General features: G+C 59.9%; 13 protein-coding genes. 9 read left to right on the top strand and 4 right to left on the bottom strand.

All coding sequences use genetic code 11. The annotated features are described in order from the left end of the window. Window positions 1-277: 277 nt before the first annotated feature. The 3 genes from BMY73_RS25715 to BMY73_RS25705 form a co-directional block, all read right to left on the bottom strand. The gene (locus BMY73_RS25715; protein WP_092410656.1) at window positions 278-2,206 is read right to left on the bottom strand and encodes a PhoX family protein; all 1,929 of its coding nucleotides are present in this window, start codon (window positions 2,204-2,206) and stop codon (window positions 278-280) included. A gap of 105 nt (window positions 2,207-2,311) precedes the next feature. Next, window positions 2,312-3,076, bottom strand: a complete 765-nt coding sequence (locus BMY73_RS25710) for a TOBE domain-containing protein (RefSeq protein ID WP_092410654.1) — start codon at window positions 3,074-3,076, stop codon at window positions 2,312-2,314. A gap of 99 nt (window positions 3,077-3,175) precedes the next feature. Continuing rightward, a complete protein-coding gene (locus tag BMY73_RS25705; RefSeq protein WP_092410652.1) occupies window positions 3,176-3,910 on the bottom strand; it encodes a ComF family protein in 735 nt (244 codons plus the stop codon). Window positions 3,911-4,017: 107 nt separating this feature from the next. On the opposite strand from BMY73_RS25705, the gene bioB reads away from it, so the two are divergent. The 9 genes from bioB to BMY73_RS25660 all read left to right on the top strand — a co-directional run bounded on the left by bioB (window position 4,018) and on the right by BMY73_RS25660 (window position 14,994). Then, the gene (gene bioB, locus BMY73_RS25700; protein ID WP_062385290.1) at window positions 4,018-5,073 is read left to right on the top strand and encodes a biotin synthase BioB; all 1,056 of its coding nucleotides are present in this window, start codon (window positions 4,018-4,020) and stop codon (window positions 5,071-5,073) included. 138 nt (window positions 5,074-5,211) lie between these two features. After that, complete coding sequence (bioF, locus tag BMY73_RS25695; RefSeq protein WP_092410650.1) at window positions 5,212-6,402, top strand: 8-amino-7-oxononanoate synthase; 1,191 nt, start codon at window positions 5,212-5,214, stop codon at window positions 6,400-6,402. Continuing rightward, window positions 6,395-7,126 carry an alpha/beta fold hydrolase gene (locus tag BMY73_RS25690; protein ID WP_062385288.1) on the top strand — a complete coding sequence of 244 codons (732 nt, stop codon included), beginning with the start codon at window positions 6,395-6,397 and terminating at the stop codon, window positions 7,124-7,126. The genes bioF and BMY73_RS25690 overlap by 8 nt, the downstream gene beginning before the upstream one ends. Continuing rightward, complete coding sequence (gene bioC, locus BMY73_RS25685) at window positions 7,119-7,967, top strand: malonyl-ACP O-methyltransferase BioC (RefSeq protein ID WP_092410648.1); 849 nt, start codon at window positions 7,119-7,121, stop codon at window positions 7,965-7,967. Before BMY73_RS25690 ends, bioC begins: the two co-directional genes overlap by 8 nt. 88 nt (window positions 7,968-8,055) lie before the next feature. Continuing rightward, window positions 8,056-8,736: a dethiobiotin synthase gene (bioD, locus tag BMY73_RS25680; protein WP_092410662.1), complete on the top strand. Its 681-nt coding sequence runs from the start codon at window positions 8,056-8,058 to the stop codon at window positions 8,734-8,736. A gap of 143 nt (window positions 8,737-8,879) precedes the next feature. Further along, window positions 8,880-9,176, top strand: a complete 297-nt coding sequence (locus BMY73_RS25675; RefSeq protein ID WP_092410646.1) for a pyrroloquinoline quinone biosynthesis protein PqqE — start codon at window positions 8,880-8,882, stop codon at window positions 9,174-9,176. A gap of 367 nt (window positions 9,177-9,543) precedes the next feature. Then, complete coding sequence (locus BMY73_RS25670) at window positions 9,544-11,349, top strand: phenylacyl-CoA dehydrogenase (RefSeq protein WP_062385285.1); 1,806 nt, start codon at window positions 9,544-9,546, stop codon at window positions 11,347-11,349. A 347-nt stretch (window positions 11,350-11,696) separates the two neighbouring features. Next, window positions 11,697-12,992 carry a GGDEF domain-containing protein gene (locus BMY73_RS25665; RefSeq protein WP_092410644.1) on the top strand — a complete coding sequence of 432 codons (1,296 nt, stop codon included), beginning with the start codon at window positions 11,697-11,699 and terminating at the stop codon, window positions 12,990-12,992. A 223-nt stretch (window positions 12,993-13,215) separates the two neighbouring features. After that, a complete protein-coding gene (locus BMY73_RS25660) occupies window positions 13,216-14,994 on the top strand; it encodes an acyl-CoA dehydrogenase C-terminal domain-containing protein (protein ID WP_092410660.1) in 1,779 nt (592 codons plus the stop codon). A gap of 245 nt (window positions 14,995-15,239) precedes the next feature. Here BMY73_RS25660 and BMY73_RS25655 read toward each other — a convergent pair whose 3' ends face one another. Further along, window positions 15,240-16,148 carry a LysR family transcriptional regulator gene (locus tag BMY73_RS25655; protein WP_092410642.1) on the bottom strand — a complete coding sequence of 303 codons (909 nt, stop codon included), beginning with the start codon at window positions 16,146-16,148 and terminating at the stop codon, window positions 15,240-15,242. Between the last annotated feature and the right edge of the window lie 35 nt (window positions 16,149-16,183).

Here is a 16,183-nt window from a genome sequence, read left to right as displayed (position 1 = left end):
AGTGGGCCGAGCGGCATGGATGCCGCGAGAGCGCCGTCAGGACATGGATGTCCGTTCGGCGCGGGCCCACGGAGCGTCGCCGAAGTGAAGGAACCCGACGAAGTCGGGCCTAACCGGGAGCAAACCCTTGGTTACTTGGGGTTTTCAAGTAACCCGCCGAAGGCGGAACAGTTTGGCCGTCAGGACAAACCAAGCCATCAGCGTCACCCAAAATAGTGGAAATGCACACCACGCCATGCGCGCTCCTATAGGAGCAGTGGCGACAATCAGCGGCAGGTCACGCGCCAATCACTCCGCCATCCTCCCGCGTAATCACCATCACCGACGACCTCGGTTTTCCATTGGGCAAATGCTCGGGAAAGGTCGAGCCGCCGTTCTCGCCGGGATGCTGAATGCCGACGAACAACGCCTTCTGGTCCGGCGCAAAGCTGATACCGGTGACTTCGCAGCCCACCGGCCCGACCATGAACCGCCGAATCTCGCCGCTTTGCGGATCGGCGCACAGCATCTGGTTATTACCCATGCCCGCGAAGTCGCCTGCGTTGGTCGAGTCGCCGTCCGTCAGGATCCACAACCGCCCGGCCTTGTCGAATCCCAGTCCGTCGGGGCTGTTGAACATGTTTTGCGGTGTGATGTTGCTTGAGCCGCCTTGGGGCGTGCCAGCATGCACGCCGGGATTGCCGGCGACCACGAACAGGTCCCAGGCGAACGCCATGGACGCTGCATCGCCGCCCGTTTCCTGCCAGCGGAGAATCTGTCCGTACTGGTTTTTCGCTCGAGGGTTCGGGCCACCGACCGGCTGGCCTTCCTCGCCCCGTTTGACGTTATTGGTCAGCGTGCAATAGACCTGACCGTCCATGGGGCTGACCACGATCCACTCCGGTCGGTCCATGCGCGTGGCCTTGGCGACGCTGGCGGCCAGGCGTGCATGAATCAACACCTCGGCCTGGCTGGCAAAGCCGCTCGAGGCGTCGATGCCGTTCTTGCCGTGGGTCAGTTCTATCCATTTGCCCTGGCCTTTTGGATGGTCGGGATTGCTGTCGCCGTTATCGAACTGCGCCACGTACAGCGTGCCGTGATCGAGCAAGTCGCGATTGGCTTTCGGGTTCTTGTGATCGACTTTGTCACGGCTGATGAATTTGTAGATGAATTCGCCGCGTTCGTCGTCGCCCATGTAAACCACGACACGACCATCCCTGGTTTCGGTCAGGGCTGCGTTTTCATGCTTGAAACGCCCCAGCGCCGTGCGTTTGACCGGCGTGGACGTCGGATCGAACGGGTCGATTTCAACCACCCAGCCGTGACGGTTGAACTCGTTGGGGTTCTTCGCCATGTCGAAACGTGGATCGTGTGGGTGCCAGTTCACTTCCTTGCTGGCCGCGACGACCCCATAGCGTTTGGCGGCAGGGTCGAATGTCTGCGCGGGGTCACTGCTGCCAAAGCAGTCGGTGAAGTTCTCTTCGCAGGTCAGATAAGTGCCCCAAGGTGTTTTGCCGTTCGCGCAGTTCTGGAACGTGCCGAGTACGTTCCTTCCGGTTTTGTCGGCGGACGTTTTGAGCCACTCATGCCCGGCAGCGGGGCCGCTCAGGTGAATGGGCGTGTTGCCGTGAATGCGCCGGTTGTATTTCGAGCCCTGAACGAACGTCCATTGCCCGCCCTGGCGCTTCACTTCAATCACCGACACGCCTTCGCTGGCCTGCGCTTTGTGAACGTCTTCGGCAGACTGAGGTTCTTTGCCATGATCGAACAGGTAGCGATAGTTGGTGTACTCGTTATTGATCGCCAACAGCGCACGGTTGGCAGTGTCGGCATCGTCGCCAGGGAAGGTGAACAGGCTCATGCCATCGTTGTTGTCGCCGAACTGCATCTCTTGGGCTTTCGCCGTGCCTTTGCCGCTGGCATCGAACGCCGGGCCATTGGCATGCAATGGCTGGCCCCAACTGATGAGTACAGACGATCTGTAACCTGGCGGCAGGCTGATGCGGTCGGCGGTGGCGGAGGGAATGCTGTCGAAGCCAAGTAGCGTGTTGTTGCCTGCGCTGACACTGTCGGCCAGCACGCTGCGGCTGAGGAGATTGCCGCCCAGAAACATCGCGGCCCCGCACAAGGCGCCTGCGCTGATGAAGCCGCGGCGCGTGAGCCCCGTGCTGTTCTCACGCACCAGCGTTTCGAGGTCGGTGGACTGGTTATCTTCTAATAGCTTCATCACGGGCTTCCTGCGGTTTTTCGCCAAACCTTATGCAGCCCGTGTGACGCTATCGTGTCTGCCCGATGACAGTCGTCAGGGTGTAAGAGATTGTGATGAGAAGATTCAATGCGGTGTTCCGATCAGGACATTGGAGGGCGCAAATTGCACCCTCACATCGCTGCCCGCCTTGAATTTCAAAGACTTGAGATGATCGGGATCGGCCAGGGCACACAACGTCTGACTGCTGGGAAGCGCGATCCTGACTTCGCTGGGGCCGTCTTCGGCACCGAGAATTTCCTCGATTTTACCGGCGAGGCAATTGTGTCCAGTTGTTACTGCCTGATCAGGCGCCAGCACTTCCAGCCAGTTGGCTTTGATCAGGGCGAACACATCGGTACCTGCTTCGAGCTCAAGCCGTAGCGTGCTGTCGTGGGTGATCTGCGCGTTGATCGTCAGACCGCCGGCCAGCGCCAGGCTGATCATGTCGTTGCGCCCGAATGGCGTGATACTCGCCACCTGTCCGTGCAACTGATTGCGCGCGCTGGTGCGCAGCATCAGGCGACTCAACAGCGCCAGATCGCTGGACTCTTCCGGGCTTTCGAGCAATTGAGTCTGTAGCGCTTGCAGCCGCTGATACAGGCGCAGCACTCTGACGCCTTCTTCGGACAGCTTCGCACCGCCCCCGCCACGCCCGCCCACGCTGCGTTCGACCAACGGTTTCTGCGCCAGATTGTTCAACTCATCGATGGCATCCCAGGCGGCCTTGTAACTTAGCCCGGCACTCTTGGCTGCCCGCGTGATCGAGCCTTGCTCCGCAATGTGTTGCAGCAAGGCAATGCGGTGCGGCCGGCGAACCATGTGTTGGGTAAGCAAGGTGGGTAGCGACATGATGGGTTGGTTTTTTGGGGAGGTGAGGCCGCAGTGTAAGCCAAAACCAAATGTGCAGGCGCCGAGGAGGAGTCACCACAGGCCACCTGGCGATCAGGCTCAATCCCCCGGCTTCGCCGTCCTCGCCAGACAATACACATCGACCTGCCGGGCACCGGCCTTGATCATCAGTCGTGCAAGGGTGTCGGCGGTAGAGCCCGTGGTCATGACGTCGTCGATCAAGGCGACATGTTTTCCGGCGACGCCATCCGGATCGATCAGCGCAAACGCTTCACGCAGGTTCCGCTTTCTCGCTTTCGCATCGAGGTTCTGTTGCGCGGGTGTTTCCTTCACGCGTCTGACGGTTCTTTCATCCATCGGAAGATTCAATTCACCGCCCAGCCACTGCGCGAGCATTGCCGCCTGGTTGTAACCACGCTGGCGCAGTCGCTTGCTGGCGAGCGGGACTGGGATCAGAACATCCGGCCGTGGATAGCCTTCGTCATATCGGTATTGCAAGGCTCGTCCGAGCAGGTCGGCGAGCAGGCGGCCCAACGGCCATTTGCCCTGATGCTTGAAACGTGTGACCAGCGCGTCGATGGGGAAGTCGTAAAGCCACGGCACGACGACTTCGTCAAACGCTGGCGATTGGCGCGTGCACTGCCCGCAGGTCAACCCGGACATCGGCATGGGCAGGGCGCAGCGCTCGCACTGGTCGATCAGCCAGGGCAGATCGCGCTCGCAGGCCATGCAGATGGACAGGTCGGAATCCGTCTGTTCATCGCATAACAGACAGGTCTGTATGTTTTTTAACCATATGTAAACCTCGTGGTGGTTGTGTGGTTGACAGCGCATGCCGCTTCCTTAAATATGCCGAACATCCGTGTTGTGCTTGTGGACTTTCAGGTTGGCCAATGTGCCGAACCGCCCGGGTACTCGCCAAAAACATCAAGGAGCCGCCCATGAGCGCCAGCATCAATGCCACTTTGCGTCACGACTGGAATCTAGCCGAGGTCCGGGCGTTGTTCACACAACCCTTCAATGACCTGCTGTTTCAGGCGCAAACCGTGCACCGCGCTCATTTCGACGCCAACCGCGTCCAGGTTTCCACGCTGCTGTCGATCAAGACCGGCGCCTGTCCTGAAGACTGCAAGTATTGCCCGCAGTCCGGTCACTACAACACCGGCCTGGAAAAAGAGAAGCTGATGCAGGTCCAGCAAGTGCTGGAAGAAGCGGCGCGTGCCAAGGCCATCGGTTCCACGCGTTTCTGCATGGGCGCCGCGTGGAAGCATCCATCGGCCAAAGACATGCCGTACGTGCTTGAAATGGTCAAAGGCGTGAAGGCCATGGGCCTGGAAACCTGCATGACCCTGGGCAAACTGGATCAGGATCAAACCAAGGCGCTGGCGGATGCCGGCCTGGATTACTACAACCACAACCTCGACACCTCGCCGGATTTCTACACCAGCATCATCACCACCCGCACCTACAGCGAGCGTCTGCAGACCCTGGCCTATGTGCGCGACGCTGGCATGAAAATCTGCTCCGGCGGCATTCTGGGCATGGGCGAGTCGCTGGATGACCGCGCCAACCTGCTGATCCAACTGGCCAACCTGCCAGAGCACCCTGAGTCGGTGCCGATCAACATGCTGGTAAAAGTGGCGGGCACCCCGCTGGCCAACGCGGAAGATGTCGATCCGTTCGACTTCATTCGCATGCTGGCCGTCGCCCGTATCTTGATGCCGAAATCCCACGTCCGCCTGTCCGCAGGCCGCGAAGCCATGAACGATCAGATGCAGGCCCTGGCGTTTTTTGCCGGCGCGAACTCGATCTTCTATGGCGACAAACTGCTGACCACGGCCAACCCGCAAGCCGACAAAGACATGCTGCTGTTCTCGCGTCTGGGGATCCAGCCGGAAGCCCGTGAAGAACACTCGGACGAAGTGCACCAGGCCGCCATCGAGCAGGCGCTGATCGAGCAGAAAAGCAGCGAGATGTTTTACGACGCGGCGGTGTGACAGCACGCTGACCCCTTGTAGGAGCGCGCTTGCCCGCGATGGCGGTGTGTCAGTCGGCCAGGATGGCGCAGACAGATGTTTATCGCGGGCAAGCGCGCTCTTACAGGCCCTCATTTTCTGCTTAACCACGAGGCCTGCATGTCTTTCGATCTGAGCGCACGTCTCGCTGCCCGTCGTGCCGAACACCTGTACCGCCAGCGCCCATTACTACAAAGCCCGCAAGGCCCGGAAGTCGTGGTCGATGGCAAACCGCTGCTGGCGTTCTGCAACAACGACTATATGGGGCTGGCCAACCATCCCGACGTCATCGCGGCCTGGAAGGCGGGCGCGGAGCGTTGGGGAGTAGGTGGCGGCGCCTCGCACCTGGTCATCGGCCACAGCACGCCGCACCACGAACTCGAAGAAGCATTGGCCGACTTGACCGGTCGTCCTCGCGCTTTGCTGTTTTCCAACGGCTATATGGCGAACCTCGGTGCTGTCACAGCGTTGGTAGGGCAGGGCGACACGGTGCTGGAAGACCGGCTGAATCACGCCTCCTTGCTCGATGCTGGCCTGCTCAGTGGTGCCCGCTTCGCCCGTTATCTGCACAACGACCCCGACAGCCTGAACAGTCGGCTTGAAAAGGCCGTGGGCGACACGTTGGTCGTGACTGACGGTGTGTTCAGCATGGACGGCGATATTGCGGATCTGCCTGCGCTGGCCAAGGTCGCCAGAGCGAAAAACGCCTGGCTGATGGTCGACGATGCCCACGGCTTTGGCCCTCTGGGCACAAACGGCGCCGGCATCGTCGAGCATTTCGGAATGAGCATGGAGGACGTGCCGGTGCTGATCGGCACCCTCGGCAAATCTTTCGGTACCGCGGGCGCCTTCGTCGCCGGAAGCGAGGAACTGATCGAAACCCTGATCCAGTTCGCCCGCCCTTATATCTACACCACCAGTCAGCCGCCTGGACTGGCCTGCGCCACGTTGAAAAGCCTTGAGCTGCTGCGCACCGAGCACTGGCGTCGTGATCATCTCAAAGCCTTGATCAAACAGTTCCGCGATGGCGCCCAGGCGATCGGCCTTGAGCTGATGGACAGCTTCACACCGATTCAGCCCATCCTCATCGGCGACAGCGGCCGGGCGCTGCGTTTGTCGCAGATGCTGCGTGAACGCGGGTTGATGGTTACCGCGATTCGTCCGCCGACCGTTCCTGCGGGCAGCGCGCGTTTACGCGTCACGTTATCCGCGGCTCACAGCGAAGCCCAGGTGCGACAATTGTTGGAAGCGCTGGAGCACTGTTATCCGTTGCTAGGGGCAACTGAGCCGGTGGAGGCACACCATGCGTGATCGGTTGATCCTGCTGCCGGGCTGGGGCCTGGGTGTTTCGCCGCTGGAGCCATTGGCGGCGGCGTTGCGGGGGCTGGATGAGCACCTTCACGTCGAGATCGAGCCGTTGCCCGATCTGGACAACGACCACCTCGACGACTGGCTCGACGAGCTGGATTCAACCCTTCCGGACAACGTCTGGCTGGGCGGTTGGTCGCTTGGCGGCATGCTCGCCGCAGAACTGGCGGCGCGGCGTGGCGAGCGCTGTTGTGGATTGGCGACCTTCGCCAGCAACGTGTGTTTCGTGGCCCGTAGCCAATGGCCGAATGCGATGCCGCAGACGGACTTCGATGCATTCATTGCGGGCTGTAAAGCTGACGCCGACGCCACCCTCAAGCGTTTCAGCCTGCTTTGCGTACAAGGCGCTGAAGAGCCGCGTGCGTTGTCACGACAGCTCAAGGCGGGCGTGCCCCACGGCATCGGCAACGGCCTGATCGAAGGTCTGAAACTGCTCGAAAAAATGGACACCCGCGCCGCGCTGCAAAGCTATAGCGGCCCGCAATTGCACCTGTTCGGTGGTCTCGATGCTTTGGTGCCAGCAGAAGCCTCGGCAGACCTGCTTACGCTCTTGCCCGACATCGAAGTCGGCGTGATCGAACAGGCGAGTCACGCGTTCATCCTGGAAAATCCTCACGGCGTGGCCGCTGCGGTCCAGGCGTTCCTACATGAGTCTGGTGATGACTGATCTTTCCCATTGTGCGGTGCTCAAAGCCGTGAAACAGCAACAGGCCACCCTTCAGCGCCATTTGCCCGACAAGCGTCAGGTGGCGGCGTCCTTTTCCAAAGCGGCGGGCAGCTACGACAGCGTCGCGGAGCTGCAACGCGCGGTCGGCAGCGAGCTGATCTCACGCCTGCCGGACATCGCGCCCGCGCACTGGCTTGATCTGGGCAGCGGCACCGGGTACTTCAGCCGGGTACTGGCCAATAACTTTCCGGACAGCGACGGTGTTGCGCTGGACATCGCCGAAGGCATGCTGCGCCATGCGCGGCCTCTGGGTGGCGCGCAGCATTACATCGCGGGCGATGCGGAAAACCTGCCGTTGCGCGATGCCAGCGTCGAACTGATCTTTTCCAGCCTGGCCGTGCAATGGTGCGCGGATTTCGCAGCGGTGCTGAGTGAGGCGAGCCGGGTGTTGCAGCCGAGCGGCGTTTTCGGTTTCGCCAGCCTGTGCGTCGGCACCTTGTCCGAACTGCGTGACAGCTGGCAGACGGTAGACGGTCTGGTTCATGTCAATCGCTTCCGTGAGTTCAGCGACTATCAGCGACTGTGCGCGGCCAGTGGTTTGCGGGTGCGCAGCCTGGACGTGCTGCCACATGTGCTTCATTACCCGGATGTCCGCACCCTGACCCATGAGTTGAAAGCGTTGGGTGCGCATAATATCAATCCGGGGCGGCCGGGAGGCTTGACGGGCCGCGCGCGCATTCAGGCGCTGATTGAGGCTTATGAAGGGTTTCGGCAGGAAGACGGCCTGCCAGCGACCTATCAAGTCGTCTACGCGGTGCTGGAAAAGCCTGGACCTGTTTAAAAAATGACCGGTGTTGCAAGCGTCGTTCGTGTGAGCGCTATAGTGAATGGGCAAGAGTTTGAAAATACCTGAACGGATGGTCGCCAAGATGAGCGCTGCGTATTTCATCGCGGGAACCGATACCGACGTCGGCAAGACCACCATTGCCACGGGCCTTCTGTATGCGGCGCGACAGTCCGGATTGAGCACGGCGGCGGGGAAACCCGTCGCGTCTGGCTGCGACGTCAAGCCCAAGGGCCTGCGTAATCCTGATGCCGTGGCGTTGCGCGCCGAATGTTCGGTCGAGCTGACGTACAACGAGGTCAACCCGGTTGCCTTCGAACCGCCCATCGCTCCGCATCTGGCTGCGCGGGAGGCGGGCGTCGCGCTCACCGTGCAATCCCTGCTCGGGCCGATGCGGCACATCCTTGAGAAAAAAGCCGACTTCACGTTGATCGAGGGGGCCGGCGGCTGGCGTGTGCCCCTGGCCGATCAGGCCAATCTGTCTGACCTTGCGATTGCGCTCAAACTGCCGGTGATTCTGGTGGTGGGTGTACGTCTGGGCTGTATCAGCCACGCCTTACTGTCCGCTGAGGCGATTGCCAACGACGGGCTGCAGTTGGCGGGCTGGGTGGCGAACATCATCGATCCCAAGACATCACGGCTTGAAGAGAACCTTGCGACCCTCGCGGAGCGCTTACCCGCGCCGTGCCTGGGGCGCGTGCCTTATATGAAGAAAGCCACGCCGGAAATGGTTGCCGAGCATTTGCACCTGGAGTTGCTGGATTAGGTCGCCTGGTTAACAACGAGATATTCGCAGTATCGGGCCTGCTCTATTAGCAGGCCCGATGCCATTATTGTTTTTGTCGAGCGTTTTCACCCGTCGTCTGTTTCAATACTGACTGTTCGCTTTATGAACAGAGGACCGTGGTCATGCAAATCTCACTGAACAACACGCTGTATCCGGGCCTGAGTACTATTCAGGTCGGACAGAACCGTGTCGATCAGGCCGCCACTCAGTTGGCCAGCCCGGCGACGGCAGTGTCCGGACGCACCCAGTCCGCCGATTTCCAGCTTGAGCGTCTGCGTGCGGTGGACCGTCCTCCTGCTTCGGACATGGCGACCAATGTCGTCGAACTGACTCAGGGCAAGATTCAGGTTCAAGCCGGTGTGAAAGTCGAAAAAGCCAGCGACGAAATGCTCGGCACCCTCATCGATACCTACGCCTGACGTCTGCCTGCTGCTCTCTCCAACGTGCGCTTCGGCGCACGTCTTCGTTGTGCGCCTTCATTCTGAATAACGCCTTATCAACCGTTCGAATCACGGTCGTCTGACGGCCGTTTACACGCCCCCTCAACTAGACTCCATCTAATCCGAACCTTGCGGCAATTCCGGCTGCGGGCTAAATCCTGCCTGATGGTCAAGGCGCCGACGATGAAAGGCGTGTGACGCGCCCTTGACAAGGATTAGGCGTAAACGTATGTTTCAAACACCTGTTTGATCGCCGGACAAACCAATAGACTTCGGCGCAGGGGCAAGTCCCCGCAGTGACCGAACGGTCATCCAATTCAAGGATTCATCAGCAGAGGTTATCGCTATGCCTGACTACAAGGCCCCCTTGCGTGATATTCGCTTCGTTCGTGACGAACTGCTTGGTTATGAAGCGCACTATCAGAGTCTGCCCGCATGCCAGGACGCCACGCCTGACATGGTCGACGCCATTCTCGAGGAAGGCGCCAAGTTTTGTGAGCAGGTACTGGCACCGCTGAATCGTGTGGGTGACACCGAAGGCTGCACCTGGAGCGAGTCCGGCGTTAAAACGCCGACCGGCTTCAAAGAGGCTTACAAACAGTTCGTCGAAGGCGGCTGGCCAAGCCTGGCGCACGACGTTGCGCATGGCGGTCAGGGTCTGCCTGAGTCGCTGGGTCTGGCGGTCAGCGAAATGGTCGGCGAAGCCAACTGGTCATGGGGCATGTACCCAGGCCTGTCCCATGGCGCGATGAACACTATCTCCGAGCACGGCACCCCTGAGCAGCAAGAGGCTTATCTGACCAAACTGGTGTCGGGCGAGTGGACCGGCACCATGTGCCTGACCGAACCTCACTGCGGCACCGACCTGGGCATGCTGCGCACCAAGGCCGAGCCTCAGGCTGACGGTTCCTACAAAGTTTCGGGCACCAAGATCTTCATTTCCGCTGGCGAACACGACATGGCCGATAACATCGTCCACATCGTGCTGGCCCGCCTGCCCGATGCGCCTGCCGGCACCAAAGGCATTTCGCTGTTCATCGTTCCGAAGTTCCTGCCCGCCGCCGACGGCGGTGTTGGCGAGCGCAACGCGGTGAGCTGTGGCTCGCTGGAACACAAGATGGGCATCCACGGTAACGCCACCTGCGTGATGAACTTCGACAGCGCCACCGGCTTCCTGATCGGCCCGCCGAACAAGGGCCTGAACTGCATGTTCACCTTTATGAACACCGCGCGTCTGGGCACGGCATTGCAAGGCCTGGCCCACGCCGAGATCGGCTTCCAGGGCGGTCTGAAATACGCCCGTGAGCGTCTGCAAATGCGTTCGCTGACCGGTCCGAAAGCGCCTGAAAAAGCCGCTGACCCGATCATCGTCCACCCGGACGTACGTCGCATGTTGCTGACCATGAAGGCGTTCGCCGAGGGCACTCGCGCGATGGTTTACTTCACGGCCAAACAGGTCGACATCGTCAAATACAGCGATGACGCCGAAGCCAGGAAGCAAGCTGATGGCCTGCTGGCCTTTATGACTCCTATCGCCAAGGCGTTCATGACTGAAGTCGGTTTTGAATCGGCCAACCACGGCGTGCAGATCTATGGCGGTCACGGCTTTATCGCCGAGTGGGGCATGGAGCAGAACGTCCGCGACAGCCGTATTTCGATGCTGTACGAAGGCACCACCGGCGTTCAGGCCCTGGACCTGCTGGGTCGTAAGGTGCTGATGACGCAAGGCGAAGCGCTGAAGGGCTTCACCAAGATCGTTCACAAGTTCTGCCAGGCGCAGGAAGGCAACGAGGCCGTCACTGAATTCGTGACGCCGCTGGCCGCGCTGAACAAAGAGTGGGGCGAGTTGACCATGAAGGTCGGCATGGCCGCCATGAAGGATCGCGAAGAAGTCGGTGCCGCTTCGGTGGATTACCTGATGTTTTCCGGTTATGTGTGCCTGGCGTACTTCTGGGCTGACATGGCCCGTGTCGCGGCTGAAAAACTGGCCGCTGGCACGACGGAAGAGGCTTTCTACACTGCGAAGCTGCAGACCGCACGCTTCTACTTCCAGCGCATCCTGCCGCGCACCCGCACGCACGTTGCGGCCATGCTGTCGGGTGCCAACAACCTGATGGACATGAACGAAGAACACTTCGGCCTGGCGTACTGATCCAGCCGCAGGGTTTTACCTCAAAGCCGCTTGCCCTTCGGGGTGAGCGGCTTTTTCGTGCCCGTTCGATGACCCGTCGTAATGCTGTAGGAGCGTGGCTTGTCCCGCGATCGGCGACGTAGTCGTCGTAAAATCTGATGACGCGGTCTTCCTGACAAACCTCATCCACCTGGATACACGACTGCTTCGCAGCCGATCGCGGGACAAGCCACGCTCCTACAGTGGAGACGGCGTCGATACTCGATAAAAAGAGTGATCCCCCTCACAAATTCTCCTCATCAAATCTGTGGCGCGGCCGATACAGGCACAATGCCATTTGGTTTTTGTACAGGTAGGAGACATTCCTCTTGCTGCGCCCTTCCGCTGCACGTCTCAGCCATTTTTTACCGTCGCTGGCGTTGTTGATCGCCGGACTCGCGGCTGCATACGTCAAGGACCTTAATGTCTTCTTCACGTCTTTGTTCAACGTGCTGCCCACGTTGGTGTTGCTGCTCGGTGGCGCCTATTGCGGCGTTTACAAGCGTCAGCGCGAATTGTTTCTGATGATCACCGTTTACACCGCGTACTTCCTGCTCGACACACAAACCGATTACTACCGGGACAACGGCAAGGTTCGCGACGACGCGGCCGTGGTGTTCCATCTGTGCTGTCTGCTGCTACCGGTGATGTTCGCGCTGTACGCCGCCTGGGAAGAACGCACGCACCTGTTTCAGGACCTCGTCGCGCGTCTGGCCGTTTTCGTGGCGGTGGGTGGCGTGGCGCTCGGGCTTGAGCAAAGCTTCCCCGAGGGGTTGCTGGCCTGGCTGGCCGACATCCGCTGGCCATCGCTGCATGGCGAGTGGATGAGCCTGATCCAGTTGTCTTACGCGACCTTCCTGATCGCTTTCGCTGTGCTCATCACCCAGTACATCCGCAAGCCCCGCCCGCTGCATGCGGCGCAACTGGTCGGCCTGCTCGGATTGTTCTGGGCGCTGCCCAAGACGTTCATCCTGCCATTCACGCTGAACATCATGTGCAGTCAGGTGATGTTGATGATCGCCTCGGCGGTTGCGCACGAAGCCTATCAAATGGCCTTCCGTGACGAGCTGACCGGTCTGCCTGGACGACGCGCACTCAACGAGCGGATGCAGCGCCTTGGCCGCAACTATGTGTTGGCCATGAGCGACGTCGACCATTTCAAGAAATTCAACGACACCCATGGCCACGATGTCGGCGATCAGGTGCTGCGTCTGGTTGCCAGCAAGTTATCGAAGATCACCAACGGCGGCGGTCGAGCGTATCGCTACGGTGGTGAGGAATTTGCGATCGTCTTTGCAGGCAAAACGCTGGAAGAGTGCCTGCCGCACCTGGAGGTGATTCGCGAAACCATCGCCAACTATGCGATTCATCTGCGTAACCCGGACAGTCGGCCGCAGGATGATCAGCAGGGCCGACAACGCCGGGCGGGCTCGCAGGCTTCGACGGTGTCGGTGACGGTCAGTGTAGGCGTTGCCGAGCGCCAGCCGGAGCACCGGAATCCGGAGGAAGTGCTCAAAGCGGCAGACCAGGCCCTCTATGCAGCCAAAAGTGCAGGCCGAAATTGCGTGGTCGCGCATGGCCAGTCGAACAAGCGTGGTGCTGTCCGAATGGCGGCAGCCGGCTAACCCAAAGCTCTTTTTTCAGTGCAATCGAAGGCATTCACGGCGGGGTGAAGGCCCTCGAATGCCACTTATCTGATTGTGACCAGATTGATATAGATGGTCACTCCTTGACCCTATGTGTCGCAAATGGTGTTCAGGTACACTCGGACTCACTGACGCATCGACGCCGCAGCATGACTGCGACGTCTCATTTCCGGGTTATCTGCTGCTGTTTGCGAGGTTTGCCATGGCTGACTACAAAGCGCCTTTGCGCGATATACGCTTCGTTCTGAATGAAGTGTTCGACGTCTCCAGGCTCTGGGCTACATTGCCCGAGCTGTCCGAGGCGGTGGATGCGGAAACCGTCGAGGCCATCCTCGAAGAAGCAGGCAAGGTCACCGGTAAATCCGTCGCGCCGCTAAGCCGTGCGGCCGACGAAGAAGGCTGTCACTGGAAGGACACCGTCGTGACCACGCCGGCAGGTTTTGTCCAGGCCTACAAAACCTACGCCGAAGGTGGCTGGGTCGGTGTCGGCGGTAACCCTGAGTTTGGCGGCATGGGCATGCCCAAGGCGGTTTCGGCTCAGGTCGAAGAAATGGTTAACTCGTCGAGCCTGGCCTTCGGGCTGTATCCGATGCTCACCTCCGGCGCGTGCGTGTCGATCAATACTCACGCCAGCGAACATCTCAAGGCCACCTACCTGCCGAACATGTACGCAGGGATCTGGGCCGGGTCCATGTGCCTGACCGAAGCACACGCCGGTACTGACCTGGGGATCATCCGGACCAAGGCCGAGCCTCAGGTCGACGGCTCCTACAAAATCAGCGGCACCAAGATTTTCATCACCGGCGGCGAGCACGACCTCACCGAAAACATCATTCATCTGGTGCTGGCCAAACTGCCGGACGCGCCCGCTGGTCCGAAAGGCATTTCGCTGTTCCTGGTGCCCAAATTCCTGGTCAACGACGACGGCAGCCTGGGTGCCCGTAATACGGTTTCCTGTGGCTCCATCGAACACAAGATGGGAATTCAGGCATCGGCGACCTGCGTGATGAACTTCGATCAGGCCGAGGGCTATCTGGTCGGTGAGCCGAACAAAGGCCTGGCAGCGATGTTCACGATGATGAACTACGAGCGTCTGGGTGTCGGCATTCAGGGGCTGGCCTCGGGTGAGCGCTCTTACCAGAACGCTATCGAATACGCCCGCGACCGCCTGCAAAGCCGTGCGCCAACAGGCGCTCAGTCCAAGGACACCATCGCTGACCCGATCATCGTGCACCCTGATGTGCGTCGCATGCTGTTGACCATGAAGGCGTTGAACGAAGGCGGCCGTGCGTTCTCCACCTACGTTGCGATGCAGCTGGACACCGCCAAATACAGCGAAAACGTCCAGGTGCGCGAACGCGCCGATGCATTGGTCGCGTTGCTGACGCCGGTTGCCAAAGCGTTTCTTACCGACATGGGCCTGGAGACCACGGTGCATGGTCAGCAGGTGTTCGGTGGCCACGGCTATATTCGTGAGTGGGGCCAGGAGCAACTGGTGCGTGACGTGCGCATCACCCAGATCTACGAAGGCACCAACGGCATTCAGGCGCTCGACCTGATGGGGCGTAAAGTCGTCGGCAGTGGTGGCGCGTACTACACGCTGTTCTCCGACGAGGTTCGCGCATTCATCGCGTCTTCCGACAGTGCGCTGAGTGAATTCACCAAACCATTGGCCGCTGCCCTGACGACGCTTGACGAGCTGACTCAATGGGTACTCGATCGTGCGCGGAGTAACCCGAACGAAATCGGCGCGGCCTCCGTTGAGTACCTGCATGTGTTTGGCTATACCGCTTACGCCTATATGTGGGCGATGTCGGCCAAGGCAGCGCTCGGTAAAGAAGCCCAGGAAGATTTCTACGCCAGCAAACTGGGCACTGCTCGCTTCTACTTCGCACGCCTGTTGCCGAGAATTCATTCACTGGCAGCCTCGGTGAAAGCGGGCAGTGAATCGCTGTATCTGCTGGACGCTTCGCAGTTTTGATCGTGTAGACGTCGTGTAAGCATTTGCTTACACGACGTGATGACAAACTGGCTCTACCGCTCTAATGGATCCAAGATTAATCTACACCCATGGACGTCGCGCAGGATGCGCAAACAGACAACAGGGACACGTAGGGACTACCTGCCAGGATGGCGGGATGAAAGGGAAGTCACAGGGAAACAGTCTGGAAAACCCCGCTTCGGCGGGGTTTTCTTTTATAGGCGTTTTGAAAAAACTTGCCCGCCTTACAGCCCCTTCCGGGCCATCGATGTGGGACTGACCACTTCTTCCAGCACCGACTTCAGCAACTCAAGCGTCGTTTGCTGTCGTTGTGCGTCTCGATACACAAGCCCGATCTGCAACGGCACTCTCGGTTCGCTCAGCGGCTTCCAGAGTAACTCTTCGTTTTCCTGAATGTCCTGCGCGCGCCCCGGCAGCACGGTCGCCAGTTTCATGTGCGCCAAGCTGTCGAGAATGCCCGCCATGTTGTTCAGTTCAGCCTGGACGTGCGGGCGGCGACCCAGATTGCTCAATTGGCTCTGCCAGATCTGCCGAACCTGAAACTCTTCGCCCAGGAGCAGCATGGGCAGTTCCGCCGCCTGGCTCATCGAGACTTTCTTGAATTCGCGCAAAGGGTGATTCGCCGGGATGACCAGCTTGAGTTCATCTTCGTACAGCAGCATGCCATGCAGCCCCGGCTGACGAGGCGGCAGGTAGCTGATGCCGATGTCCAGTGAGCCGTTAAGCAGGCGGCGCTCGATTTCCATCGCGCTCAGTTCGTAGATCTGCACCACCAGGTGGGGCTGCTCCTTGCGCACGTGTTCAAGCATCTGCGGGACCAGGCTGGAGTGCACGGTTTGCATCACGCCGATGGCCAGTGTGCGTTGCGACTGGCCTTTGAAGTTGCGCAATGCATCGCGTGCGCGCTGCATCCCTTCCAGCAGCGGGACGGCATGGCTGTACAACGTGTGCGCGGCGAGGGTGGGCAGCAGGCGTTTGCTGCTGCGCTCGAACAGGCTGACGTCGAGGCTGTGTTCAAGCAGACGAATCTGTTGCGAAAGGGCCGGTTGCGACAGCGACAGACGCTCAGCGGCGCGGCCGACATGACCTTCTTCGTAGACCGCGACGAAATAACGCAGTTGGCGGAAATCCATAAGTAAGTCTTATCGAAATGGCTGGAAAATCGAAA

Source organism: Pseudomonas sp. NFACC02 (genome assembly GCF_900110765.1).
GTDB lineage: Bacteria > Pseudomonadota > Gammaproteobacteria > Pseudomonadales > Pseudomonadaceae > Aquipseudomonas.
The sequence above is the reverse complement of the archived record's forward strand: the minus strand, read 5'-3'. Positions and strand labels throughout refer to the sequence as shown.

Excerpts from the sequence above, each read along its gene's own strand:
- BMY73_RS25715 (WP_092410656.1), bottom strand. The coding sequence starts at position 2,206 with ATGAAGCTATTAGAAGATAACCAGTCCACCGACCTCGAAACGCTGGTG.
- BMY73_RS25710 (WP_092410654.1), bottom strand. The coding sequence starts at position 3,076 with ATGTCGCTACCCACCTTGCTTACCCAACACATGGTTCGCCGGCCGCAC.
- BMY73_RS25705 (WP_092410652.1), bottom strand. The coding sequence starts at position 3,910 with ATGCGCTGTCAACCACACAACCACCACGAGGTTTACATATGGTTAAAA.
- bioB (WP_062385290.1), top strand. The coding sequence starts at position 4,018 with ATGAGCGCCAGCATCAATGCCACTTTGCGTCACGACTGGAATCTAGCC.
- bioF (WP_092410650.1), top strand. The coding sequence starts at position 5,212 with ATGTCTTTCGATCTGAGCGCACGTCTCGCTGCCCGTCGTGCCGAACAC.
- BMY73_RS25690 (WP_062385288.1), top strand. The coding sequence starts at position 6,395 with ATGCGTGATCGGTTGATCCTGCTGCCGGGCTGGGGCCTGGGTGTTTCG.
- bioC (WP_092410648.1), top strand. The coding sequence starts at position 7,119 with ATGACTGATCTTTCCCATTGTGCGGTGCTCAAAGCCGTGAAACAGCAA.
- bioD (WP_092410662.1), top strand. The coding sequence starts at position 8,056 with ATGAGCGCTGCGTATTTCATCGCGGGAACCGATACCGACGTCGGCAAG.
- BMY73_RS25675 (WP_092410646.1), top strand. The coding sequence starts at position 8,880 with ATGCAAATCTCACTGAACAACACGCTGTATCCGGGCCTGAGTACTATT.
- BMY73_RS25670 (WP_062385285.1), top strand. The coding sequence starts at position 9,544 with ATGCCTGACTACAAGGCCCCCTTGCGTGATATTCGCTTCGTTCGTGAC.
- BMY73_RS25660 (WP_092410660.1), top strand. The coding sequence starts at position 13,216 with ATGGCTGACTACAAAGCGCCTTTGCGCGATATACGCTTCGTTCTGAAT.
- BMY73_RS25655 (WP_092410642.1), bottom strand. The coding sequence starts at position 16,148 with ATGGATTTCCGCCAACTGCGTTATTTCGTCGCGGTCTACGAAGAAGGT.